At 49.4% G+C, this 21636-nt stretch carries 22 protein-coding genes, 1 tRNA gene and 1 riboswitch; of the genes, 14 read left to right on the top strand and 9 right to left on the bottom strand.

All coding sequences use genetic code 11. The annotated features are described in order from the left end of the window. Positions 1-11: 11 nt before the first annotated feature. The 5 genes from T360_RS0105685 to folK are packed head-to-tail and all read left to right on the top strand — an operon-like array spanning position 12 to position 3298. Entirely contained in the window at positions 12-248 is a 237-nt protein-coding gene (locus tag T360_RS0105685) for a DUF3098 domain-containing protein (protein ID WP_028911921.1), read from the top strand. Between the two features lie 3 nt (positions 249-251). Further along, positions 252-1055 carry an undecaprenyl-diphosphate phosphatase gene (locus tag T360_RS0105680; RefSeq protein WP_028911920.1) on the top strand — a complete coding sequence of 268 codons (804 nt, stop codon included), beginning with the start codon at positions 252-254 and terminating at the stop codon, positions 1053-1055. After that, complete coding sequence (truB, locus tag T360_RS0105675) at positions 1052-1774, top strand: tRNA pseudouridine(55) synthase TruB (RefSeq protein ID WP_028911919.1); 723 nt, start codon at positions 1052-1054, stop codon at positions 1772-1774. The genes T360_RS0105680 and truB overlap by 4 nt, the downstream gene beginning before the upstream one ends. Positions 1775-1786: 12 nt before the next feature. Then, entirely contained in the window at positions 1787-2851 is a 1065-nt protein-coding gene (queA, locus tag T360_RS0105670; protein WP_028911918.1) for a tRNA preQ1(34) S-adenosylmethionine ribosyltransferase-isomerase QueA, read from the top strand. Positions 2852-2875: 24 nt separating this feature from the next. After that, positions 2876-3298 (top strand): 2-amino-4-hydroxy-6-hydroxymethyldihydropteridine diphosphokinase, encoded by a 423-nt coding sequence (folK, locus tag T360_RS0105665; protein ID WP_028911917.1) that lies wholly within the window; start codon positions 2876-2878, stop codon positions 3296-3298. A gap of 9 nt (positions 3299-3307) precedes the next feature. Here the strand turns inward: folK and T360_RS0105660 are convergent, their stop codons facing one another. The 3 genes from T360_RS0105660 to porQ form a co-directional block, all read right to left on the bottom strand. After that, the gene (locus T360_RS0105660) at positions 3308-4696 is read right to left on the bottom strand and encodes an OmpP1/FadL family transporter (RefSeq protein WP_036928929.1); all 1389 of its coding nucleotides are present in this window, start codon (positions 4694-4696) and stop codon (positions 3308-3310) included. Between the two features lie 95 nt (positions 4697-4791). Beyond that, on the bottom strand, positions 4792-5481 hold the full coding sequence (cmk, locus tag T360_RS0105655; protein ID WP_028911915.1) for a (d)CMP kinase: 690 nt from the start codon (positions 5479-5481) through the stop codon (positions 4792-4794). Continuing rightward, entirely contained in the window at positions 5478-6428 is a 951-nt protein-coding gene (porQ, locus tag T360_RS0105650; RefSeq protein WP_155949390.1) for a type IX secretion system protein PorQ, read from the bottom strand. Before porQ ends, cmk begins: the two co-directional genes overlap by 4 nt. Positions 6429-6528: 100 nt before the next feature. Between porQ and T360_RS0105645 the strand changes: the two genes are divergently transcribed. The 9 genes from T360_RS0105645 (at position 6529) to T360_RS0105605 (ending at position 11828) form a co-directional block, all read left to right on the top strand. Continuing rightward, positions 6529-7224, top strand: coding sequence for an energy transducer TonB (locus tag T360_RS0105645; protein WP_028911913.1), 696 nt, complete (start codon positions 6529-6531; stop codon positions 7222-7224). A gap of 6 nt (positions 7225-7230) precedes the next feature. Next, positions 7231-8205 (top strand): polyprenyl synthetase family protein, encoded by a 975-nt coding sequence (locus tag T360_RS0105640; RefSeq protein WP_028911912.1) that lies wholly within the window; start codon positions 7231-7233, stop codon positions 8203-8205. Next, on the top strand, positions 8205-8972 hold the full coding sequence (locus T360_RS0105635) for a TatD family hydrolase (RefSeq protein ID WP_197019276.1): 768 nt from the start codon (positions 8205-8207) through the stop codon (positions 8970-8972). The genes T360_RS0105640 and T360_RS0105635 overlap by 1 nt, the downstream gene beginning before the upstream one ends. Before the next feature lie 49 nt (positions 8973-9021). Continuing rightward, positions 9022-9109 (top strand) — tRNA-Ser (locus tag T360_RS0105630). Between the two features lie 75 nt (positions 9110-9184). Continuing rightward, a complete protein-coding gene (locus tag T360_RS0105625; protein WP_028911910.1) occupies positions 9185-10015 on the top strand; it encodes a MotA/TolQ/ExbB proton channel family protein in 831 nt (276 codons plus the stop codon). After that, positions 10008-10367 carry a hypothetical protein gene (locus T360_RS14745; RefSeq protein WP_051523416.1) on the top strand — a complete coding sequence of 120 codons (360 nt, stop codon included), beginning with the start codon at positions 10008-10010 and terminating at the stop codon, positions 10365-10367. Before T360_RS0105625 ends, T360_RS14745 begins: the two co-directional genes overlap by 8 nt. Beyond that, positions 10328-10852: a biopolymer transporter ExbD gene (locus tag T360_RS0105615; protein WP_028911909.1), complete on the top strand. Its 525-nt coding sequence runs from the start codon at positions 10328-10330 to the stop codon at positions 10850-10852. Before T360_RS14745 ends, T360_RS0105615 begins: the two co-directional genes overlap by 40 nt. Further along, positions 10849-11322, top strand: coding sequence for a biopolymer transporter ExbD (locus T360_RS0105610; protein WP_051523415.1), 474 nt, complete (start codon positions 10849-10851; stop codon positions 11320-11322). Before T360_RS0105615 ends, T360_RS0105610 begins: the two co-directional genes overlap by 4 nt. A gap of 8 nt (positions 11323-11330) precedes the next feature. After that, positions 11331-11828, top strand: a complete 498-nt coding sequence (locus T360_RS0105605) for an Lrp/AsnC family transcriptional regulator (RefSeq protein WP_028911907.1) — start codon at positions 11331-11333, stop codon at positions 11826-11828. 11 nt (positions 11829-11839) lie between these two features. Further along, positions 11840-12029, top strand: a riboswitch (cobalamin riboswitch). Between the two features lie 493 nt (positions 12030-12522). Here the strand turns inward: T360_RS0105605 and T360_RS0105600 are convergent. The 6 genes from T360_RS0105600 to purD all read right to left on the bottom strand — a co-directional run bounded on the left by T360_RS0105600 (position 12523) and on the right by purD (position 21633). Then, positions 12523-14847: a glycoside hydrolase family 3 protein gene (locus T360_RS0105600; protein WP_036928925.1), complete on the bottom strand. Its 2325-nt coding sequence runs from the start codon at positions 14845-14847 to the stop codon at positions 12523-12525. Positions 14848-14903: 56 nt separating this feature from the next. Then, positions 14904-15515 (bottom strand): polysaccharide deacetylase family protein, encoded by a 612-nt coding sequence (locus tag T360_RS0105595; protein ID WP_028911905.1) that lies wholly within the window; start codon positions 15513-15515, stop codon positions 14904-14906. Between the two features lie 3 nt (positions 15516-15518). Next, a complete protein-coding gene (locus T360_RS0105590) occupies positions 15519-18914 on the bottom strand; it encodes a protein O-mannosyl-transferase family (RefSeq protein WP_051523414.1) in 3396 nt (1131 codons plus the stop codon). 68 nt (positions 18915-18982) lie between these two features. After that, positions 18983-19435, bottom strand: a complete 453-nt coding sequence (locus T360_RS0105585; protein WP_028911903.1) for a YqaA family protein — start codon at positions 19433-19435, stop codon at positions 18983-18985. Continuing rightward, a complete protein-coding gene (locus T360_RS0105580; RefSeq protein WP_028911902.1) occupies positions 19423-20358 on the bottom strand; it encodes a hypothetical protein in 936 nt (311 codons plus the stop codon). The genes T360_RS0105585 and T360_RS0105580 overlap by 13 nt, the downstream gene beginning before the upstream one ends. A gap of 6 nt (positions 20359-20364) precedes the next feature. After that, the gene (gene purD, locus T360_RS0105575) at positions 20365-21633 is read right to left on the bottom strand and encodes a phosphoribosylamine--glycine ligase (RefSeq protein ID WP_028911901.1); all 1269 of its coding nucleotides are present in this window, start codon (positions 21631-21633) and stop codon (positions 20365-20367) included. Positions 21634-21636: the final 3 nt, after the last annotated feature.

The raw sequence follows: 21636 nt of genomic DNA, 5'->3' as shown, positions 1-21636 counted from the left end.
AATTGACAATTATAATGGATAAGAAGAATTTTGCATTCGATAAGACCAACTTTATATTGTTGGCAATCAGCATGGCCATTGTGGTGATTGGCTTTTTGCTGATGGTAGGTCCTAACTCTACCGATACAGCGTTCGAACCCGACATCTTCAGTGTGCGCCGCACCAAGGTGGCTCCTGTGGTATGTCTTTTCGGTTTTGTGTCGATGATTTATGCCGTAGTTCGTAAACCAAAAGATTTGGAGAAATAAGATATGGATTGGATACAAGCATTGATTCTTGGTTTGGTGCAGGGACTCACAGAGTATCTGCCTGTTAGTTCGAGTGGACATCTGACTATCCTTTCAAACTTCTTTGGCATTGATGGTGCCGACAACCTGCAGTTTACCGTTGCTGTACACGTGGCTACTGTGCTCAGTACACTGGTGGTGCTGTGGAAGGAGATTGACTGGATACTGATGGGATTGTTTAAGTTTAAGATGAACGACGAGACGAAATATGCCTTGAACATCTTGGTGTCGATGATTCCTGTTGGCATTGTAGGTGTATTCTTTAAGGATAAGGTAGAAGAAGCTTTCGGTGCTGGTCTGCTGATAGTGGGCGTGATGCTGATTGTAACTTCTATCCTGCTCATCTTCTCATACTATGCCAAGCCACGTGTGAAAGAGCATATCTCACTGTGGGATGCCTTTGTGATTGGTGTGGCTCAGGCTTGTGCCGTACTGCCAGGACTGTCTCGTTCGGGCTCTACTATCGCTACCGGTTTGATGCTGGGTGATAAGAAAGAAAAGCTGGCTCAGTTCTCATTCCTGATGGTTATCCCTCCCATCTTGGGCGAGGCGTTGCTCGATGTGCTGAAAGCCATGAAGGGCGACGAGGTGGTGAACGAGAGCATTGGTATCTTCCCCATGATCATCGGTTTTGTAGCTGCATTCCTGTCGGGTTGCTTTGCTTGCAAGCTGATGATTAACCTGGTTAAGAAAGGTAAGCTTGTTTACTTTGGAATTTATTGCGCCATCATCGGTGTAACAGTGCTCATTTATCAGCTGACTCGATGAATTTCCAGGAAGGCGCATATATCTATATCAATAAGCCCTATCGCATGAGTAGCTTTGGGGCATTGGCACATATCCGCTATGTGCTCAGCAAACGCCTCCATGTGAAGCGTGTGAAGATGGGTCATGCTGGTACCCTCGACCCCTTGGCAACAGGTGTGCTGGTGCTCTGCACCGGTAAGGCCACCAAGCAGATTGAGGCCCTGCAGCAGCACTCTAAGGAATATACTGCTACCCTGCAGTTGGGTGCTACCACCCCCAGCTATGATCTGGAGCATGAGGTAGATCAGACCTATCCTACCAGTCATATCACCCGCGAGTTGATAGAGCAGACACTGCCTCGTTTCGTAGGTGATATTATGCAGCGCCCGCCACTGTTTTCAGCCTGTAAGGTTGGTGGCGACCGTGCTTATGAACTGGCTCGTAAGGGTAGCGACCATCAGTTGGCCGAGAAACCTGTGCGTATCGATGAGATAGAAATCATGGATTTCGATCCCGAGAAGATGCAGTTGCAGATTCGTGTGGCCTGTGGTAAAGGTACATACATCCGCTCGTTGGCTCGCGACATTGGCGAGGCGCTGGGTAGTGGTGCACACCTCACAGCCTTATGCCGCACCCGTGTGGGGGATGTTCGTATTGAGGACTGTCTGACGTTCGATAGTTTCCCCGAATGGTTGGAGGAAAAGTTGAAGGACGGAAGAATTGAAAAATTGAAGAGTTGAAGTTTTTTATATATGAAGTTATCACAGTTTAAATTTAAGTTACCTGAAGAGCAGGTTGCACTCGAACCTCCTTTCCATCGTGATGAGTGCAAGCTGATGGTGTTGCATCGTAAGAGTAAGCGCATTGAGTCGGGACTCGACTTCCGTGCTATCCTCAACTACTTTGATGAGGATGATGTCTTTATCTTTAACGATACAAAGGTTTTCCCTGCTCGTTTGTATGGTACCAAGGAAAAGACCGATGCAAAGATTGAGGTGTTCTTGCTGCGTGAGTTGAATGCCGACCAGCGTTTGTGGGATGTGCTTGTTGAGCCAGCCCGAAAGATTCGTATCGGCAACAAACTCTTTTTCGAAGAAGACGGTCCTATGGTGGCTGAGGTGATTGATAACACTACCAGCCGTGGCCGTACGCTTCGTTTCCTCTACGATTGTCCTCACGACGAGTTCAAGCAGATGCTGTTCGATTTAGGTGAGGCTCCTCTGCCACGTTACATCATCGATCGTCGTCCTGCTAACGAGGAGGATATGACAAACTTCCAGACTATCTATGCCAAGAATGAGGGTGCTGTCACCGCTCCTGCCACTGGTCTCCATTTCAGTCGTGAGCTCATGAAGCGTATGGAGATCAAAGGTATTAACTTCGCATTCATCACCCTGCACTGTGGTTTGGGCAACTTTGATGCTATTGAGGTTGAAGACCTTACCAAGCACAAAATGTCGAGTGAGCAGATGTTTGTAACTGCTGAGGCTTGCGAGACTGTTAATACTGCTAAAGAGAATGGTCATCGTGTGTGCTGCGTAGGTGTGAGCACCGCCCGTGCCACCGAGAGTGCTGTAGGTACCGATGGTATGCTGAAGGAGTTTGAGGGATGGACCAATAAGTTTATCTTCCCTCCATACGAGTTCGGACTGTGTAATGCCCTGATTGGTAATTTCTATCATCCTGAGTCGCCTATGATGATGACCGAGGCTTCGTTTGTGGGTTACGACCTGCTGTATGAGGGTTATCAGCGTGCGCTGAAGGAGGGTTACAAGTTTGGATGCTACGGCGATGCCCTGCTGATGCTCGACGATTAATGAGTGAAAAGTGAACAGTGAAAAGTGAATAGTGAAAAGTTACATCGGGTATTCCTTGGGCTAGGTAGTAATCTTGGCGATAAGGAGGCAAATATCCGCAACGCTATATCGCTTATCGGCGAAAGAGTAGGACTGGTAGTACGCCAGTCCTCTCTTATTTCGACCGAACCTTGGGGGTTCGAGTCTGACCATCGTTTTGTGAATGCTGCTGTGCTTTGCGAAACCACACTTACACCACGTCAGGTACTCAGCGCCACTCAGAAGATTGAGCGCGAGCTGGGACGTAAACATAAGTCGGTAGGTGGTCATTATGCCGACCGCCTGATAGATATAGACATTCTGCTATATGACGATCTGAGGGTGGATGAACCCGACTTGCAGATTCCCCACCCTCTGATGTTTGAGCGCGATTTTGTGATGATCCCGCTCGGTGAAATTAGAGATTGAATTTGATATTTAGAATTTATAATCCAAACCTACACCAATCACGTGGTTGGTGCGGCTGTATGTGTCACTACCAGCGTATGGCAGACCCTGATACTGCTGCTGATTCTTGGTGAAGTCGCTGTAGAGCGAGCAGAAGTAGCTGACGTTGAGGCGCATCTTGTCGTTGATGTTCCAGGCACCACCCAAACCAACTGAATAGCTGTCGCAGGCAAACGAGGTGTTCTGCTGATATCCGTCGGCCAAACCATAGTCGGTGCGCTGTCCACCGCAGCTAACAGTGAATTTTTTGTTGATGTCGTACTCTACACCGGCCAGGATTTCGTGTGTGCCGTGGGTGAGCTCCTTCTGGCGGTCGCCTGCCATCTTGGCGTGCTTGTCGTCGAAGAAGTGATACTCCAAGGTGGCGCGCAACTTGTCGGTGAACTCATAGCCTACGGCTGCCACAAACAGCGATGGCATGTCGTAACGGGTCTCGGCACCATCCTGATAGGCAGCTACCTTATCGCCGAACTGTGCCAATGCCATGTTACCCTCGATATAAGGCATGATGCCAGCTGTGGCAGGGTCGGTGTTCTTGATACGAGCCGAAAGTGTTTTGGTATCATTCTCGGTTGAGATCTTGGTGCGGAACTCGTATCGGGCGGCAATGGTGAGTGGGCCCTCGTGGTAGTCAAAGCTCACGATAGGTGCAAATCCCCAACCACGCTGAATACAGTCGAGCTGCAGATTAATCAGATCGATGGGTGCTGCAGGGATAGATGATGAAGCGTAATTGGGTAGGTCGGCTACTACATGACCGCGGTTGTAACCATCGTAATAGTTGGCACGCACACCGATGGCTGCTGCAAAATTGTCGGTTACCTTGTAGGTCAGATTCACCTGTCCGCCATAGATGTACTGCTTACCTTTCATCTCCGAGTCGAAGCGGTATACGTCGGGCATCATACCTGCCTGTGCCAGCATGGCCTTGAGGGGCACCTCAAACATGGGAATGCCGTCAGCATATTTTACGAAACCGCCGCTGCCTACAATGCCAATCATGGCCGACAGGGCTACGCGATCCTTTTTATACGAAGCAAACAGAGCAGGTACGATAGGGGCCGAAGCCTTACCATTGTACTTCTGCTGGAATCCTGTACCCAGGAAACCAGGTACTGTTGTCTCGATGTCACGATTCTGCCATGGCTTCTGGAAGTTCAATGAAAACTGGAATCCCTCGTGACCCCAAGCCAGTCCTGCGGGGTTACTGTAGGCTGCGTCGATTTCGGTAGAAGCACCGCGCGCAAACATACGGTCGAATGCTATGTGATAGTTTGTGTTGGTCATCAGTCCACCAGCGTGGACGGTGGCTGTCGTGGCTATTGCCAGTAAGCCTGAAACAATTAATTTTCTCGTCATTTTTTTTAGATTCTAATGAATTTCGGCTGCAAAGGTAGCCAAAAAATCAGAAAGAAGCGAAAAAATGACGAGAAAAATGCAGAAAAAGAACAATATTATTTTATTCTTTCATTAAAACGATCCATCAACCATTGCTTTTGTTCCGCGATTGTCAGGTTGCTGTTGTCGAGTTCAAGGGCGTCATCAGCCTTGCGCAACGGACTCACCTCGCGGTGCGAATCGATATAATCGCGCTCCTGTACGTTCTTCAGGATATCATCGAAATCGGCTGGCATTCCTTTGGCTTTGAGCTCGTCGAAGCGGCGCTGGGCACGTACCTCTGCCGATGCAGTCACGAAAATCTTCAGTTCTGCATCAGGAAACACCGTAGTGCCAATGTCGCGACCATCCATAACCACGCCTTTGTCCTTACCCATCTGCTGCTGTTGTGCTACCATGGCGGTGCGTACAAAACCTACTGCTGCAATGGGACTCACATGACTACTTACTTCAAGTGAGCGTATCTCCTTTTCCACGCATTCGCCATTCAGGTATGTGTCAGGGCGACCTGTCTCGGCATTAAACTTGAATGAAATCTGTATTTGTGGCATCTGCTGCTCCAGTTCGGCTATTTTCACGCTGCCGTCGGCATTAAACAGATTATGACGCAGGGCATAGAGCGTTACGCTGCGATACATAGCACCTGTGTCAACATATACATAGCCCACCTCGCGGGCCAAGTCCTTAGCCATCGTGCTTTTACCGCACGAGCTATGACCATCGATTGCAATTGTTATTTTCTTCATAATGTGTATGATATATTAATCAGTAGTGATGATGTGCTGACATGATATTTCCCCCAACCCAGATGGAGCTTGAATCGTTGTAGCGAAATGCCGGCACCAAGTGTTAGTCCTGCCCCGTGAGCAGATGAGCCTTCACTGTCGGTAATCTTCATCTGATTGGCTTTCCGGAAATTGTAGCCTGCTGCCAAGTAGATATTCTCGCCCAACAGGATGTCGGTACCGATAGCCAGATGGCGCCCGATACCCTCACTCCAATCTGTCAGTCGGCTCATGGTAGCATGAAATCTCAGGGGAGCGTTTAATAATCGTTTGCTGGCACCAATCTGCAGGTCAAACGGGATATCCTCAAACTCGTCGTCATAAGCCTTTATCTGTCCACCCAGATTGCGTGCTACTGCCGACAGACTCCAACCACGTTCCACGTCGAGATAGTTCAATCCTAAGTCAACGCCAACACCTAATGAGTTGTAGCCTGCAATGCTGGAGGTGATGAACTTGGCTGTGATACCACCACTGACACGTTCGCTGAGTTCATAGGCAAACGACCCGCCGATGGCAATATCGCGTGCCGTAAAATCCCCAAGGTCTTCGTTGGCAAATGAGGTCTGCTTGATATGTCCATAGTCCATCATCAGTGCCGATACACCCCATGAGGCGCGTTCTCCTGCCAAGCGTACAAATGAGGCGCTCACGGTCTTGGCGCCCTCCATGTAAGTCATGTAATTCAGGTTCAGCGTTTTGTCACTGACGCCACTGATGAGTGCAGGGTTGTGGAAAATCTGGGTGGCATCGTCATCGGTCAGTGTGATGTTCTCGCCACCTAAGGCAGCTACATGTGCACTGACAGGCAACCTCAGGAAGTTGTAGGTTGTCTCGCTCTCCTGTGCGCCGATGGCACAGGTCCAAAGCGTGAGTATGCTTGTGATAACGCCGTTCCGAATGTTCATTTCTCCTAATTTGGTCGCAAAGTTAGCAAAAAAACTTAATATATACCTATTAATATAGAAAAAATAACTATCTTTGCACTCGGTTTAATGAAAACTGTAGATGGAAGTCAAGAAGAGTAGTGAGGCTGATTTAGAACAGAAACGCACACAAGGGTTCCTGCTAGGACTTATTGTGGTGTTGGCCGCACTGTTTGTCCTGCTTGAGTGGAACAGTGGTGATACCGGGTGGGCGCTCTTCGATGATGACGACTCTTTGGAAGCAGAGGTGGAATTATCGCCACTGAAGCGTGATAAGGATGAGGTGCCAATGATGATCCCTCAAGAGAAGAAGGTTGAGAAGCAAGAGTCGGAGCAGCTTCATTTGGTTGATCATGATGTGGAGCTTCCTCCCGAACCCATCTTGCAAGAGGAGACCGAACAGGAAGAGCCCACTGAGAAGGCTGAAGAAGAGAAGCCTCAGGTGGTAGATATGTATGACGAACCCATCGATTTCCGTGTGGTTGAAGACTTGCCGCAGTTTCCTGGTGGTGCTGTAGAATTCATGAAATGGCTTACGCAGAACTTGAAATATCCCCCCTCTGCCCAGCAGCGCAAGATAAGAGGTAAGGTTGTAGCTCAGTTCATTGTCAACAAGGATGGCTCTCTGAGCGATCTGCAGGTGGTGCAGCCGTTAGAGCCTGCATGCGATGCTGAAGTGATGCGTGTGCTCAAGACCATGCCACAGTGGAAGGCTGGTATGATGAATGCCAAACCCTGTCGCACCATGGTGTGTATCCCAATTGTATTTAATTTATAAGAAGATATGTTTACATCAGAAGAATTACTGAAGAAAGTGAATGAGGCGCTCGATAATCTGGTTTACGATCGCCAGCCAGCTTCATTGTACGAGCCTATCAAGTATGTACTGTCTATTGGTGGCAAGCGTGTACGCCCAGTACTCACCTTGTTGTCATATAATCTCTATAAAGAGGACCCCCTGCGTATTATGCCTCAGGCTATTGGTCTGGAGACCTATCATAATTTTACCTTGTTGCACGACGACCTGATGGACCATGCTGATATGCGTCGTGGCCATGCTACTGTTCACAAGAAGTGGGATGCCAACCGTGCCATCCTGTCGGGTGATACCATGTTGCTGCAGGCCTTCGAGCGTGTAGAGGATTGTGATCCTTCTAAGTTGCCAGCCGTGTTCCAGGTGTTCATTCAGACCACCCTTGAGATTGGTGAAGGTCAGCAGTTAGATGTAGAGTTTGAGCAGCGCAACGATGTTACCGAGGATGAGTATATTGAGATGATTCGTCTGAAGACCAGTGTGCTCTTGGCTTGTGCTTGTAAGGTTGGTGCTATCATGGCCGATGCGCCCGCCGATGACATTGAGAATATGTATAAGTTTGGCGAGAAGTTGGGCTTGGCCTTCCAGTTGCAGGACGACCTGCTTGATGTATATGGCGACCCAGCTGTGTTTGGTAAGAATATTGGTGGCGACATCACTTCTAACAAGAAGACCTATATGCTTATCAATGCCTTTAATCGTGCCGACGATGCTCAGCGTGCTACTCTTACCAAGTGGGTTGAGGCTACTGATTTCGATCGCAACGAGAAGGTGGCAGCAGTCACTGAATTGTATAATGTTATTGGCATTCGTCAGTTGTGCGAGCAGAAGATAGAGCAGTATTATCAGGAGAGTTTGGTTTTCCTGGACAAGGTACATGTGAGCGAGGAGCGTAAGACTTATCTGAAGGCTTATGCTGCTGAGATGATGAAGCGTCAGAGCTGATGATAGATACACACTGCCATATTGATGGAGAGGAGTTCGTCGAGGATATCGATGCGGTTATAACCCGAGCACGTGAGGCTGGGGTGCAGGCCATCGGTGTTCCAGGCATCAATCTTCAGTCGCTCGATACTGTAGTCAGCGTGTGTCAGCGCTATCCGGGCTTCTGCTATCCCATGTTAGGTTTGCATCCCGAGGATGTGAAGTCTGATTGGCAGGATGTCCTGGTGGCTATCAAGCCTCGGTTGTCGCAGGCTATCGCGATTGGTGAGGTTGGTCTTGATTTCTACTGGAGTAGAGAGTTCGAGCAAGAGCAGCTGTTGGCATTCGAGGAGCAAGTCCGCTGGTCGGTTGAGTTGCAGTTGCCTCTGATGATTCACTGTCGTAAGGCGCAGAATGAGATGATTGCCATCCTCAAGCGCTACAAGAGTCAGTTGCCCGGTGGTGTGTTCCACTGTTTCACTGGCAATGAGCTCGAGGCTAAGGAGTTGTTGCTGTTTGATGGCTTTGTGCTGGGTATCGGTGGTGTGTCCACTTTCAAGAAGTCGCATCTCCCCGAAGTATTACCCGCAGTGGTTCCTTTGGAGCGTATCGTGCTTGAGACCGATGCCCCTTATATGGCTCCTGTTCCCAAACGAGGTGAACGAAACGAACCAGCCTTTGTGGCCTATGTGCAGAAGAAGTTGGCCGAGGCCTATGGGGTGAGTGAGGAAACCGTTGAGAGAATCACCAATGATAACTGTAAAAAAGTATTAAATATAAATGTTTAACCAGTGGATTGTGCGGTAAAAATCTTACCTTTGCATCCGCGAAATAATAGGAGAGGTGCTCGAGTGGTTGAAGAGGCACGCCTGGAAAGCGTGTAACCGGCAAAACCGGTTCGCAGGTTCGAATCCTGTTCTCTCCGCTAGGCAGATTCAGGATTCAAAGCTCCGAGGCAAAGTGCCGAGGTATCCTGTTCTCTCCGCATTTTCCTTGAAATATGAAACGACTGTTATTTCTATTTACACTGATAGGTTTGCTCAGTTTTACGCAAACCAGTTTTGCTGAGCCCCAGGTAAAGCCTGATACAGTGGCAGTGACTGATACTGTTGCTGCTGCAGCTACCGATTCGTTGACGGTGCTTGATGGTGAACTTGAGGCCCTTGATGACGATGAGGCTGAAGAGGGTGGCAGTCTGCATAAGCAGCTCAAGACAAAGTTTGTAGATGGTAATGTGGCCTTCATGTCACTTGTTGCTTTGGCACTGGTGCTTGGTTTGGCCTTCTGCATTGAGCGCATTATCTATCTGACCCTGAGTGAGATCAAGAGTCATCAACTGATGACCGATATCGAACAGCGCCTGAAGGCAGATGATGTAGAGGGCGCCAAAACGCTTTGTCGTAACACCCGTGGTCCTGTTGCTTCTGTGTGCTATCAGGGTTTGTTGCATATCAAGCAGCCCATGGATGCCATTGAGCGTAGCATCACTAATTTCGGTGGTTTGCAAACCGCCAACCTTGAGAAGGGTTGTTCGTGGATCAAACTGTTCATTGCCATGGCACCATCGCTTGGCTTCTTAGGCACTGTGATTGGTATGGTGATGGCTTTCGACCAGATACAGCAGGTGGGCGACATCGGTCCAACCATCGTAGCGCAAGGTATGAAGGTGGCCCTTATCACCACTATCTTTGGTATTGTAGTAGCATTGGTATTACAGCTGTTCTACAGCTATATTCTCTCAAAGATTGAACGTCTCACAGCGCAGATGGAAGAAGCTGCTATCACTCTGCTCGACCTGATTGCCGAATACAAACACGCGCATCATGAATAGTTTCATCTCACCCGCCATTGCCGATTTCATGCTCTGGCTGATGTACATCACATTAGCCGTTGCCATGGGCGTGACAGCCTATTCTGTGTGGCATGGGTTGCGTAATAGGCGTAAGGGTAGCGATGTGGTCAATGGGGTGCCTGCCGGACGTATCGGTTGGATGGTGGCCATAGGTTTCGTACTCCTCATGGTGGTTACCTATGCCTTAGGTTCCACTCAACCTATCCTCACCAATGGCACGCTCCTTATCGACACATTCTGGTTGCGTTTGGCCGACATGTTTATCTACACTTCTATCATATTGATTATCGGATGTTTCGTAAGCGCTATCGTCAGCAGATTCCGGAGCTGAACACCACCTCGACAGCCGACATATCCTTTATGTTGCTGATCTTCTTCCTCGTGACCTCGTCGATGGACACGGAGAAGGGGTTGATGCGTCAGATGGCGCCGCCACCTCTGGAGCATGAGACACCGAAAGATATCAATCGTGAGAGTGTGATGCAGGTGCGACTGGATGCTAATAACCAGTTGACGTGTGATGGCAAAGTGGTGACACTGGCACAACTCACTGATGAGGTACGCTCACTGGCATCTGTCAACCGCACTGGTCATGTGGTACAGATACAAGCCGATGCCAAGTCCACCTACGATGCCTATTTCCATATGCAGGATGCCATTGTGGGTGCCTATCATGCCTTGCGCGAGGCGTATGCCCGTAAGCACTATGGTCATGCCTATGAGTTATGTACTGCCGAGCAGCGTACGCTGATGAACGAGTACTATCCGCAGCGCATCAGTGAAGGTGAGATTACAGAGGAAGGAGGTGCCCGATGAGACCTATGCGCAGCATGTTCAGTCAGCAGCATCGTGGTGTGCCGCAACTCAATGTGGCTTCCATGCCCGACCTGATCTTCACGGTGCTGTTCTTCTTTATGATTGTCACCCATATGCGTAGCGACGAAGTAAAAGTGCGCTTGCAGGTACCGCAAGGACGTGAGGTGCAGAAACTGGCTAATAAGCAAGCCTTAGTGAATATATATATTGGTCGTGCAGGTATGAAGCAGCAGTCACAGACCGACCGCTGGGCAGTCCAGTTGAATGGCGACCTTGTGCAACCTGCCGACATCCCCGCTCGTATAGAGGATATACGTGGCGGACTCTCTCAAGAAAATCAGCAGCGACTCACCGTTAGTCTGCGTGTTGATAAACAGGCGCCTATGGGTTTGGTTAGTGAGGTGAAGAAGCACCTGCAACAAGCTTATGCCCTGAAGATAAATTATAGTGCAACAGAAATCAAAAATTAATAACTGCTATGGTGAAAATTGATGAACTCGACAAGCAGATTCTGAGTCTGATAGCCGCCGATGCCCGTATTCCATTTCTTGAAGTGGCACGTGCGTGTAATGTAAGTGGTGCTGCCATTCATCAGCACATTCAAAAAATGAACAATTTAGGTGTCCTCAAGGGCACACAGTACCTGATTGATCCTGAGAGCGTGGGTTATGAGACCTGTGCTTTTATCGGTCTGAACCTGAAAGACCCCGCTAAGTTTGATGAAGTACTCGAGCAACTGAGACAAATCCCAGAGGTGGTGGAGTGTCACTACACCACGGGTAACTTTGATATGTTTATCAAGATCTATGCCCGCAACAACCACCACTTGCTGACCATCATTCATGACAAGTTGCAACCGCTCGGTCTGTCGAGCAGTCAGACGCTGATATCTTTCCATACAGGTATCGACCGTCAGCTGCCCATTGCCGACTTGTTGTCAGAGAATACCGAGACCGAAGCGTCGGTCGAGGGTTAATAGGCAATATAACTAATATTGCCCGCGAAGGTGCGCTTAGCTGCGCTTAAATGGGAATGTGAGTGTGAATCTCCGACTGTCCCGCAGCAGTGAACTCCATTATGGCTGTCCGACCATTAGAAAGCCATTGTCCGTTTGGGCGAGAAGGCCGTCGTACAGTGGAGGAAAGTCTGAAGACCTGCCTTCGTAGATTTGTTTGCCGATGCACTCTCGATGTAAGAGTGTGGAGGCGATCATACGTGTATTATTATATAAGTTTGGGGGAGACCCCGTCGCGATGACAGTGCCTCCCCCTTTTGTTTTCTTTCATTCGTTTAATTGCTCCTCCCAGTTCTTTTTTATTCTTGTTCTGGACTTTCTGCTGCAAATATACGATATTTTTCGATTAGTTGTTTTTCTTGTCGAATAATTAACATAATTTATAATATTTCATTTCTCGTTTTCATGTGATATGAATAATTAGCGTATTTATATCATCTGTTAGCAAAGATGCATACTTTTTTGATGATTGGCAGTAATTATTGTTAAAAAACTTGCAAAGTGTCATACAATATTGTATATTTGCACCCGAATTTAGTTAGTAGTTGGTTTTTAAACAACTTTGTTAGTAGATGTTAAACGAATAGTAAAGAATTGAGGGGCCCGCAGCGAATGCGCGCCCCTCAATTGTTATACTGATATCCGTCTTGGCAACTTACTTCTTGAGCAGCTTCAGTTTATGCTGAGGAGCAAGTGCGTTACTGGTCTTTTCTGTGTATTCTGCCAGTTTCAATGTTGCTGTTGCAGCGATGTTGCGACTGCTGTTACCTATACGGAATGTGTAGGTGCCAGCCTCTGTCAGCCACTGACTGTCTGCTTCATCAAAGCTGGCCAGCATGCGTACAGGTATGGTCATGGTGAGCACCTCGCTCTCGCCAGGCTGCAGCTCACGTGTCTTGGCAAAGGCCTTCAACTCCTGAGCAGGCTTCTCAAGCTTACCGTTAGGAGCCTGCACATACACCTGTGCCACTTCCTTACCGCTTACGCTACCAGTATTCTTCACAGTGATGCTCACTTCAACAGCGTCCTTGCCCTTGGCCTTAACCACAGGCTTAGAGAAACTGAAGGTGGTGTAGCTCAGACCGAATCCGAATGGGTAAGCCACGTCGCGTCCGAAGGTGTCGAAATAGCGATAGCCCACGTAGATATCCTCCTCGTGGTTGGTATAGGCATGACCAGGGATAGGGGTCTTGCTACCAATCATCTGTTGCAGCGAGTAGTCGTCAATCTGACCAGGGAAGTTCTTGGTCGAGGCATGATCTGTGGCAGCGATAGGCCATGTCATGGTGAGCTTACCTGAAGGATTCACCTTACCTGTCAACAGGTCGGCAATCGAGTTACCACCTTCCATACCAGGCTGCCAGGCGCACAGGATAGCGTCGGGATAGCCGTTCCATGAGGCAGTCTCAATCACACTTCCCGAGTTGATAATCACAATCACAGGCTTGCCAGCAGCGTGGAAGGCATTGCACACATCGATGATAAGTGCACGCTCCTCAGGGATGAGGTTGAATTCTGTCTGGATATCGCGGTCCACACCCTCACCGGCCTGTCTGCCGATAGTGATGATAGCAGCATCGCTTCCCTGTACCTCCTTATTGATACAGATGGGGTCGATTCCAATCTCTGGATATTTCTGCTGTCCGAAATACTCATTCTGATACCATTTTGCAGGATGGCGCTCAGCCTGGAATTTCGCACGTGCAAATTCAATATACTTTCTATAGATGTCAGTGAGTGTGGCTGATGAACTGATACCTGCGTTCTTCAGACCTTCCAGCATGTCAACCACGTAAGGTGGGTGCACACAACCAGATCCGGTACCACCAGAGAGGAAGTCGTAAGAGTTCTCGCCAAACAGTGACACGGTCTTGATGGCATCCTTCTTCCAAGGCAGTGTTCCGTTGTTCTTCAGCAGTACGATGCCCTCAGCAGCAGTCTGTCGGGTGATGGCAGCATGTGCTTTGAAGTCAGGATTGTTGGATGCTGGATATTTGTGGAAGCTTGGTGTCTTAACGATATATTCCAGCATGCGGCGCACGTTGCGATCCACATCGGCGATGCTGAGTTTTCCGTTCTTCACACCCTCGATAATCTCGTTCACCTGTGCTGGCTGTCCGGGTTCCATCAGGTCGTTGCCTGCCTGTACCTCAGTGATGGTGGGCAGTCCTTCGCGAATACCAATCCAGTCGGTCATCACGATACCTTTATACCCCCAGTCATTACGCAGAATCTTGGTCAGCAGGTCGTGGTTACCCATCGAGTACTGGCCGTTGATCTGGTTATACGACGACATGATAGTCCAGGGATCACTCTCACGAACGGCAATCTCAAATCCGCGCAGATACAGTTCGCGTGCAGCGCGCTGACTCACGCGTTCATCTACAGCTGTACGGTCTGTCTCCTGTGAGTTGATGGCAAAGTGCTTGGCGCTCACGCCAGCCCCCTGACTCTGTACACCCTTGATATAGGCTGTGGCAATCTTTCCTGTCAGCAGTGGGTCTTCCGAGTAGTATTCGAAGTTGCGTCCGCACAGTGGGTTGCGATGCAGGTTCATACCTGGTCCCAGAATCACGTCGCAGCGATATTCTTTTGTTTCGTTACCGATAGCCTGTCCTACGCGGTTCACCAGTTCGGTGTTCCATGTTGAAGCTAAGCATGAGCCGATAGGGAAGGCAGTGGCATAGTAGGTCTTGGTAGTACCTTTGCGTGTTGGGTCGATACGCACGCCGGCAGGTCCGTCTGTCAGCACAGTGGCCGGAATACCCAGGCGTGGGATAGCGGGTGATGTACCTGCTGCACCTGCCACCAGGTCAGCTTCACCGCCAACCACGGCGTCGGCAGCAAAGAAATTGTTTGCACCGCCAACCAGTAGCTTGGCTTTCTCTTCCAGTGTCATGGCCTTCAGCACTTCGTCGATGTTGTTCTCCGTGAGGATAGGCGAAGCATTCTGTTGGCTGTTTTGCGCATTTGTTGTCATTGTGAATGATGTTGCTAATAAGCAAATTGTTAGTAATCTTTTCATTATTATAAATTTTAGGGAAATATTCTGAAGTCGTACCCCTGGTCTTTGAGCCATTGTATCGACTCTGGTAAGGCGGTTTTCAGTTTGTCGATACTCTTCAGCGAGTCGTGGAAGGTGATGATAGAGCCGTTACGCGCGTACCTTTTTATATTATTAACCACATCCTCTGCTGTCATCCACTTAGAGTAGTCGCGTGTCACCAGGTCCCACATCACAATCTTGTATTTTCTGCTCAGCCATGCATACTGAGCCATGCGCATCCATCCGTGTGGTGGGCGCACGTAGTGACTGTGGATATAGGCATTGGCCTTTTCTACATTATAGCTGTATTCCTTGATGGTATGGCGTAGTCCGCCGATATGGTTATGGGTATGGTTGCCTACTTGATGCCCCTCTGCCAGAATACGTTTGTAGAGGTCGGGGTATTTTCTCACGTTGTCGCCCACCATGAAGAAGGTGGCGCGCACGCCAAACTGTTTCAGCGTGTCGAGTATAAATGGTGTAGCCTCTGGGATAGGACCGTCGTCGAAGGTCAGGTACACTGCCTTCTCTCGACGGTCCATTCGCCAGTATGCTCTTGGGTAGAGCCAGCGTAGATAAATGGCTGGTTGCTCTATGAACATAAATTATTCTCCGTAGGTTCCACCTTTAGTTTCGTAGAGTTTGCTGATTGCACTGAACTGCTGTTCCTTCTCCTTGGCCTTCTTCTCATCTACAGCCGACTGCAGGTTGAGAATCTGGTTCAGGATATACATGTGAACCATGCACTCCTGCTGCGACATGCCAAAGCGATCGCTGCTCAGTGAGCAGTACCACAGCATATATTCAGCCGACTTCTTCCACAGTTTCTCGATAATCTGCTGGGCTTTCTGTGTCTGTCCTGTCAGCGCGTAAGCTTTGGCCAGATCCAGTGAACCACTCTGATAGTCGTGTGGGATGTTATAGTCGGGCAGTGCCTTCGCTGCCTTGTCAAGCACAGCCTTAGCCTGCTTGCCCTTGCCTTCCTGAACCAGGTTCATGGCCAACAGCGACAGCAGTCGGCGATGGGTATAGCACATGCGCATCACCGTCTCATCGAGATAGATGCCTGGTTTGTCCACACCACCAAACTTAAACTTGTTCATCACGTTGTTATACGTCTTCTCGGTGTCGAAGTTCTTGGCACCAGGAGCGTTGGTGGTGAATGGGGTGATACGATTAGCCAGACCCTCCTGAACAAAGTTGTCGCCCAGGTTCATATAGTTTTCTGCGCCAACAGTGGTAGCCACATAGATAGGACGTGTCCAGTTGCACTGTGCTATCATCTCCAGCATCATCAGGTCGCCCTTATAGAGTGCGCTCTTACCCTTCAGCGAGATAACCATTCTGTCGGGGATGGTATCAGCAGCCATCATCATGCCGCTCTTACGAACAGCTTCCTTGTCGATGGTCACATATACAGTGTCGGTAGGAATCACATGCAGATCCTTGTTGGTGGTGCGTACCCAGTTTTTCAGGATATTCTTCAGCTCGAAAGGCTCGTCGCCAAAGTTCTTCTTGGCCTCCTCTGGGTTTTCGCGATACAACTTCTCTACCTCAGCCTTCAGTGATGGATCCACCTGCACATACTCGTTGGTGCCGGCACAATACTCCAGTCGGCTCCAGGTGATGGGCACAGAAGGTGAGTCGTAAGCCTGACGGCGCATCTGGTCGATATACCAGTCAGTCTGCAGATATGAGAGGTTACATACGCGTGCATCAGTACGGAATCCTTCCGTATCCTGGTTGTACCACAGTGGGAAGGTGTCGTTATCACCATTGGTGAAGATGATAGGATTGCCCTGCTCCTGCAAGGTCATCAGGTAGTTCTGACCGAAGTCGCGACAGCAGTAGCGTCCTGAGCGATCGTGATCGTCCCAAGTCTGACTGGCCATCTGTACAGGAACAGCCAAGCATACCAGACCAATCACACTGGCCAGTACCAGGTTTTCTTTCTTCAACTTCTTGTTTACCCAGTCGATGATGGCAGCCACACCCATACCACACCAGATGGCAAAGGCATAGAATGAACCAGCGTAGGCATAGTCGCGCTCACGAGGCTGCATAGGTGTCTGGTTCAGATAGATCACGATGGCCAATCCGGTCATGAAGAATAGGAAGAACACTATCCAGAACTGCTGTATGCCGATAGGCTCCTCAACCGTCTTCTCAATGCCGTTCACCAGTGCTTTGCGCTTGCGGGTGTACCAGGCTTGCCAGAATAATCCCAGCAGACCCAGTATCAGTGGCATGCAGTAGAACACGTTATGACCCTTGTTCTCCTTCAGGTCAGTTGGCAGCATATCCTGATCGCCCAGGCGTGCGTTGTCGATAAACGAGAATCCAGTGATCCAGTTACCATGCTCCAGTTCGCCATTACCCTGAATGTCGTTCTGTCGTCCGGCAAAGTTCCACATGAAGTAGCGCCAGTACATAAAGTTGCACTGATAGCTCAGGAAGAAGCGGATATTCTCCAGTTGCGATGGCACTTTCACCATCATCTGTTCGCCGCAGCGGTCGTAGGGCACCTGTGTACCATCTACGCCACCCATCCACGACTCATAAGCAGCAGCATGACCAGCGTCATACATGCGTGGGAACAGCATGTTCTGTGCATACTTATATTCGTCTTTGGTGCGTACTACGAAGTAAGAGTCCTTCTCGTCGGCCGAAGCCTTCTCCTTGCGCTGATATACAGGCTTACCCTTTGTCATCACAGGCTTGCAGTAGTTGCCTTCCTGTGTCAGAGCCACCTGTGAGGTGTAGGCAGGACCATAGAACAGCGGGCGCTGACCATACTGCTCACGTCCCAGATAGTCGCCCAGTGTAAAAATGTCCTCAGGTGAGTTCTGGTCCATTGGTGGGTTGGCCGAAGAACGGATTACTATCAGTGCATAGCTTGAATAACCAATCATCAGCATCAGCATGCACAGCAGCATGGTGTTCTTCATGCGTGCAGTGATCAGCAACTGCTTGTCGATGGTGTACTTAAGCAGGAACCACAGCACAGCCAGTACCACGATACCAATGAAGAATGCCGACCATCCCCAACCGTAGAAGGGTACACCCAGCATACCTACCGACAGCAGGAACGCCAGGTTCTGTATGGTGAGCGAGTGCTTCTGTGTCTGTGTCTCATACACAGCCCAGATCACACATGATACCAGCAGGATGATATAGATAATCTCACCCGTATTGAATGGCATGCCCAGGGTGTTCACGAAGAACAGCTCGAACCAGCCGCCTACAGTGATGATACCAGGCACCACGCCATAGAGCACAGCTGCCAGGATAACCACTGATACACCCAGTGCAATCAGCGAACCTTTCAGGTTGGCCTCAGGGAAACGGCGGTAGTAGTAAACCAGCACGATGGCAGGCACACACAACAGGTTCAGCAGGTGTACGCCAATCGAAAGACCGGTCATATACATAATCAGGATGAGCCAACGGTCACTATGTGGCTCGTCGGCCTGGTCTTCCCATTTCAGTATCAGCCAGAATACCACGGCAGTAAAAGCCGAAGAGTAAGCATATACCTCACCCTCAACAGCCGAGAACCAGAAGGTGTCGCTGAAGGTGTAGATGAGGGCGCCCACCAAACCAGATGCTTCGATAGCTACCAGCTTGGTTGTGGTCAACTCATTCCAGTTGCTGATAAGCAAGCGTCGTGTCAGGTGTGTGATGGTCCAGAACAAGAACAGAATACAGGTTGCCGACAGCAGTGCACTCATCGTGTTCACCATGCGTGCCACCTGTGTGGCATCACTGGCAAAGTGCGAGAAGAGGTTGGCTGTCAGCATAAAGAAAGGTGCCCCAGGTGGGTGACCGATCTCCAGTTTATAACCAGTGGTGATAAATTCGGGACAGTCCCAGAAGCTGGCTGTCGGTTCGATGGTAGAGCAATAGACAAAGGCGGCAATCAAAAAAGTGAGCCATCCTAATGTGTTGTCCACTAATCTGTAACCGGCTTTACCGCTTTGCTCTGCAAAGAATTGTTTCATTACAAATTATTATTTATATCTTTAACGTTAAAATTCGCTTTTGGTGGTGCAAAGTTACACAAAACTTTTTATATAAACAAACCTGCTCCGTAAATTAAGATAATATAACGGAATAGTTTGCCTATTGTGATGGCAATAAACGTGATGACCACGTTCGAGCGCATCAGTCCTAAGGCGATGGTGATGGCACTGCCTAATACTGGCAGGAAGGCAAAGAATCCCATCCAGGCACCACGCCCGGCCAGAAACCGGTGTGCCTTGTCCAGGTCTTGTTTCTTCACGTGCAGGTATTTCTCTATCCATTCTATCCTTCCCATCCTTCCCACGCCATAGTTGAACACCGATCCCAGCACATTGCCGATGGTGCCATAAATCATGAGCGTCCATGGATTCAAGCCAGTAGCCATCAGTGCCACCATGACAGCCTCGCTCGAGAAAGGGAAGAAGCTACCAGCCAGAAAGGCAGCCAGCATCATACCCCAATAGCCGTATTGTGTTAAGAAACTGATTACAAAATCCATAGGTTCATCGCTGTTAAGGCGACGATAGCCGTCATCGTCACCAGATAGAAGATATTGCTGAGTCGGGTGCGTGTCAAAGTGAAGAAATGCGCAGCAATCGGACTCACCGTTATCGTTAGCATACAGATAAACGTATCGCATTTCTGGGGTAGGATGGCCACCCATACGATGGCATAGATGGTTAAGATAATCAGACTGCTGTATATCTGTCGCACACGTATCTTATCCATATAGCTGGTCAGCCAGAAGTGTATGGCTCCCACAACGAAGAGCACGGTCAACAGTCCGAGATAGCACCATTGTGCGGTACTAACTGCCGTGTAGTCAGCTATCCATTGCATGTGGGTCAGTTGCGCCAGATATTCGATGGATTTCTCTGGTTGATGCCTGTAGAAGTACAGTTGCCACCCCGTAAAGAGCCAATAAGGGGTGATCAGTCCGATGAGTGCCGCAAAAAAGGTGCGGAAGGTCAGCGAGTAGATGGTGATAGCCATCAGGATCAGATACATCGGAATAAACAGCAGGAGATAGGGGTCATACAAGCTCATACTGCTCAGCAGCAGGAACATGTAGAAGGTGCGCCCTGTACTCGTCTTATCCTGATAGCATGAAAACAGTAGCAACAGTGATAAGGCCGAAAAGAGCGATGTCATCCCTGTCTGTATGGAAGGAAACAGCCATGTGGCTGCACATCCCAGGAGAATGAAGAATACCGACACAGAACGACTGTAGATACGTATCAGCAGGTTGATGTTGTTCAGATGTATGATGGTGTAAACCGATGCGAAGAAACAAATGAACTGCAACCACCAGCCATGCTGTAGTGCTCCCGCCAAAAGCCAGATGCCGGTGCCATAGGTGATGGCAACCGGCAACGTGCGTCGGCTTTCAGCGATGATATTCTGTGTACGTTTCTTATCCATGCACTGTTACAGGTCGGCTCCGATATCTCTACGGAAGTATTTATCGGTAAACTGTATCTTCTGCGCTTCTTCAAATGATTTCTGCAGGGCTTCTGCCTTGTCCTTGCCATATGATGATACAGCAATCACGCGTCCGCCGGCAGTCACCACCTCACCGTCTTTCATGGCAGTACCACTGTGGAACACGATAGAGCCTTCCACGTTTTCGATACCCTTGATGGGATAACCCTTCTTGTATTCCTGAGGATAACCTCCTGATACCAGCATCACGCAGACAGCTGCACGCTCATCAAACTCAATGGCGCGCTGGTCCAGATTACCCTCGGCCACACCCTCAAACAGATCCACGATGTCGCTCTTCAGGCGCAGCATCACGCTCTCTGTCTCTGGGTCGCCCATACGACAGTTATATTCAATCACCATAGGCTCACCCTTCACGTTGATCAGTCCGAAGAAGATAAAGCCTTTGTAGTCGATACCCTCTGCAGCCAGTCCTTCTACGGTAGGACGGATGATGCGGTCTTCCACCTTCTGCATCCACTCCTTGGTAGCGAAAGGCACAGGTGTCACACTACCCATACCACCGGTGTTCAGACCTGTGTCGTGCTCACCAATGCGCTTGTAGTCTTTTGCTTCAGGCAGGATCTTATAGTGCTCACCATCAGTCAGTACGAATACCGAGCACTCGATACCACTCAGGAACTCCTCGATGACCACCTGTGATGAGGCATTGCCGAACATGCCGCCCAGCATCTCCTTCAACTCTTTCTGAGCCTCTTCGAGGGTAGGCAGTATCAGCACACCCTTACCAGCGCACAGACCGTCAGCCTTCAGCACATAAGGTGCCTCCAGTGTCTCCAGATATTTCAGACCCTCCTGCAGATGCTCACCATCGAAAGTGGCATAGCGGGCAGTAGGGATGTTATGGCGCTGCATGAAACCCTTGGCAAAGTCCTTTGAGCCTTCGAGCACGGCACCAGCCTTTGAAGGACCAATCACAGGAACGTTCTTGGTGCGTTCGTCAGCTTTCAACTCATCGTAGATACCCTTCACCAGTGGGTCCTCAGGACCAACCACTACCATCTGGATACCTTTCTCTACCACAAAGTTCTTGATGGCCTCAAAGTCATCAGCCTTCATGGCCACGTTCTCACCACAGTTGCCTGTACCGGCATTACCTGGGGCGATATAGAGCTTTTCGCATTTGTCACTCTGAGCAATTTTCCAAGCCAGGGCGTGCTCACGTCCGCCACTTCCTAATAGTAATATCTTCATGTC

It is taken from the genome of Prevotella sp. MA2016 (assembly GCF_000619825.1).
Taxonomy (GTDB): domain Bacteria; phylum Bacteroidota; class Bacteroidia; order Bacteroidales; family Bacteroidaceae; genus Prevotella.
Note: the sequence above shows the minus strand (reverse complement) of the source record. Positions and strands in the feature narration are given on the sequence as shown.

What these genes read in the sequence shown, in the direction of transcription:
- T360_RS0105635 (WP_197019276.1), top strand. Translation starts at nt 8,205, where the DNA reads ATGATAGATACACACTGCCATATTGATGGAGAGGAGTTCGTCGAGGAT.
- T360_RS0105625 (WP_028911910.1), top strand. Translation starts at nt 9,185, where the DNA reads ATGAAACGACTGTTATTTCTATTTACACTGATAGGTTTGCTCAGTTTT.
- T360_RS0105610 (WP_051523415.1), top strand. Translation starts at nt 10,849, where the DNA reads ATGAGACCTATGCGCAGCATGTTCAGTCAGCAGCATCGTGGTGTGCCG.
- porQ (WP_155949390.1), bottom strand. Translation starts at nt 6,428, where the DNA reads ATGAACATTCGGAACGGCGTTATCACAAGCATACTCACGCTTTGGACC.
- T360_RS0105615 (WP_028911909.1), top strand. Translation starts at nt 10,328, where the DNA reads ATGTTTCGTAAGCGCTATCGTCAGCAGATTCCGGAGCTGAACACCACC.
- purD (WP_028911901.1), bottom strand. Translation starts at nt 21,633, where the DNA reads ATGAAGATATTACTATTAGGAAGTGGCGGACGTGAGCACGCCCTGGCT.
- T360_RS0105580 (WP_028911902.1), bottom strand. Translation starts at nt 20,358, where the DNA reads ATGGATAAGAAACGTACACAGAATATCATCGCTGAAAGCCGACGCACG.
- T360_RS0105640 (WP_028911912.1), top strand. Translation starts at nt 7,231, where the DNA reads ATGTTTACATCAGAAGAATTACTGAAGAAAGTGAATGAGGCGCTCGAT.
- T360_RS0105585 (WP_028911903.1), bottom strand. Translation starts at nt 19,435, where the DNA reads ATGGATTTTGTAATCAGTTTCTTAACACAATACGGCTATTGGGGTATG.
- T360_RS0105595 (WP_028911905.1), bottom strand. Translation starts at nt 15,515, where the DNA reads ATGTTCATAGAGCAACCAGCCATTTATCTACGCTGGCTCTACCCAAGA.
- T360_RS0105605 (WP_028911907.1), top strand. Translation starts at nt 11,331, where the DNA reads ATGGTGAAAATTGATGAACTCGACAAGCAGATTCTGAGTCTGATAGCC.
- T360_RS0105680 (WP_028911920.1), top strand. Translation starts at nt 252, where the DNA reads ATGGATTGGATACAAGCATTGATTCTTGGTTTGGTGCAGGGACTCACA.
- T360_RS0105645 (WP_028911913.1), top strand. Translation starts at nt 6,529, where the DNA reads ATGGAAGTCAAGAAGAGTAGTGAGGCTGATTTAGAACAGAAACGCACA.
- queA (WP_028911918.1), top strand. Translation starts at nt 1,787, where the DNA reads ATGAAGTTATCACAGTTTAAATTTAAGTTACCTGAAGAGCAGGTTGCA.
- truB (WP_028911919.1), top strand. Translation starts at nt 1,052, where the DNA reads ATGAATTTCCAGGAAGGCGCATATATCTATATCAATAAGCCCTATCGC.
- T360_RS0105660 (WP_036928929.1), bottom strand. Translation starts at nt 4,696, where the DNA reads ATGACGAGAAAATTAATTGTTTCAGGCTTACTGGCAATAGCCACGACA.
- T360_RS0105590 (WP_051523414.1), bottom strand. Translation starts at nt 18,914, where the DNA reads ATGAAACAATTCTTTGCAGAGCAAAGCGGTAAAGCCGGTTACAGATTA.
- T360_RS14745 (WP_051523416.1), top strand. Translation starts at nt 10,008, where the DNA reads ATGAATAGTTTCATCTCACCCGCCATTGCCGATTTCATGCTCTGGCTG.
- T360_RS0105600 (WP_036928925.1), bottom strand. Translation starts at nt 14,847, where the DNA reads ATGACAACAAATGCGCAAAACAGCCAACAGAATGCTTCGCCTATCCTC.
- cmk (WP_028911915.1), bottom strand. Translation starts at nt 5,481, where the DNA reads ATGAAGAAAATAACAATTGCAATCGATGGTCATAGCTCGTGCGGTAAA.